Source organism: Geminicoccus flavidas, assembly GCF_009806515.1.
GTDB classification, from domain to species: domain Bacteria; phylum Pseudomonadota; class Alphaproteobacteria; order Geminicoccales; family Geminicoccaceae; genus Geminicoccus; species Geminicoccus flavidus.
Genome location: NZ_WUJP01000747.1, coordinates 1 through 1,608, shown reverse-complemented (window position 1 = coordinate 1,608; position 1,608 = coordinate 1). Strand labels below are relative to the sequence as shown.

The 1,608-nt window shown below is 69.3% G+C and carries 3 protein-coding genes; 2 read left to right on the top strand and 1 reads right to left on the bottom strand.

The annotated features are described in order from the left end of the window. Positions 1-349 precede the first annotated feature (349 nt). Positions 350-775 (top strand): response regulator, encoded by a 426-nt coding sequence (locus tag EQG76_RS21390; protein WP_159716355.1) that lies wholly within the window; start codon positions 350-352, stop codon positions 773-775. A gap of 10 nt (positions 776-785) precedes the next feature. Beyond that, positions 786-1,139, top strand: coding sequence for a (2Fe-2S) ferredoxin domain-containing protein (locus EQG76_RS21385; protein ID WP_159716354.1), 354 nt, complete (start codon positions 786-788; stop codon positions 1,137-1,139). Here EQG76_RS21385 and EQG76_RS21380 read toward each other — a convergent pair. Further along, the coding region (locus EQG76_RS21380; protein WP_159716353.1) for a DUF1194 domain-containing protein at positions 1,115-1,608 on the bottom strand (494 nt) is incomplete at its 5' end. The two genes, EQG76_RS21385 and EQG76_RS21380, sit on opposite strands and share 25 nt — an antisense overlap.

Genomic DNA, 1,608 nt, shown 5'->3' with positions numbered 1-1,608 from the left:
GCGAGCAGGCCACGCAGACATGACCCCTCACGTCTCGGGGGGATGGTCGTATCCGGATCGCTCCGCCCCGGTCAGGAGCAGGATCCACCGGATCATCTCGTTGGAGGCGGATGCGCGCCGAAAATGGCGGCTGGATCGGACCTAGCCGCGCCAACCGTCGGGGACGAGCAATCGCATCACTATCATGCAGACCCTCCCGACGGTGGGGGTTGACGTAATCAACCTACTGTAGAACCCGAGGCCGTGCTTGGCAAGCTTTTTGGGGAACCTGCTCATCCCGCGAAGGTTCGCTATCATCCCGGCCGCCGGGAATGGCACGACAACGCGAGCTCGGAGCAAAGATCGTCTGGTGGTTATCCTCATTGCCGAAGATGACGGGCTGACCGCCTTGGCCGTCGAGATGGCGCTGCGCAAGGAAGGCCATGACGTGCTGGGCCCGACCGGCGTGGCCGAGGAGGCGCTGCGGCTCGCCGAATCCAGAATGCCCGACCTGGCGCTGGTCGACATCGAGCTGGCGGACGGCGGCGACGGCACGCAGATCGCGCGCCTTCTGCATCGCCGCTACGAGATCCCGCTCCTGTTCACCAGTGCCTGCGCCGAGCGCGCCCGAGCCCATGTGGACGTCGCCATGGGCCTGCTCCGCAAGCCCTACGAGCCGGAACTGGTGCCGCGCGTGATCGCCTTCCTGTCCCGGCTGGCGCAGGGCGAACCGCTCGACGCCGCACCCAGACCGCTCGAGCTGTTCGCCCCCCACCGCGGCGCCGCCTCCGCGTGAGGCCGTACCGATGAGCGGGCGCGAGCTGCGCAGGGTCGCCTCCCGGTGGCAGGCTTTGGCGCTGATCTGCCGCAAGTGCTCCAAGCGCCTGAAGGGCGGGTTCGGCCCGGACGGCGACCAGCATCTGGCCAAGGCGCTGCGCCGGCACCTGGCAGCGGACGACGGCCACGCCAAGGGACGCAAGGCGCGCCTGGGCGTGGTCCAGGTCAGCTGCCTCGGTATCTGTCCCAGGCGGGGTGTGGTGATGATCCGCTCCAGCGCGCCGGGCGAGTGGCTGATCGTCCCGCCCGGCATGAGTCTGGACGAGGTCGAGGCGCTGCTGACGGCCGGACCGCCCGCTCAGCGCGCCGCCGTGACCGACTGAGGCAGGCCGGCGATCTCCAGCAGTAGCTTGCGCCGCACCGCCTCGGCAAAGCTGGTGGCCTGGTCCACGGTCACGACAAAGGCGCCGAACCCGCCGATCACTTGGCTGGCGAAATAGCCCTCCAGGTCGGCGCGTGCCGGGCGGCCGTCGCAGGTCCGGCACAGGACCGCCAGCCCGTTGATGGTGATGTCCTCCGCCAGGGCCGCCTCCCGGGCCAGCGGCAGCGGCAGGCCACCATAGTTGCCGCTGTCGGCCGAGACGTCGATCACCTTGCGGATGCCATCATAGCTGTTCTGGGCCATGGCCCGACGGCCGAAGTCGATCGCGTTGGAGATCGAGTTCCAGCCGAACGCGCCGCGCGGCGTGGTGCGCAGCGCGTCGGCAAAGCGCGCGGCACTGTCCGGCCCGTCGATCACCGCCCAGTCGGCGATCACGACCTGCGAATCGGCACCGCCCCATTCGAAGTACA

What these genes read in the sequence shown, in the direction of transcription:
- EQG76_RS21385 (WP_159716354.1), top strand. Translation starts at nt 786, where the DNA reads ATGAGCGGGCGCGAGCTGCGCAGGGTCGCCTCCCGGTGGCAGGCTTTG.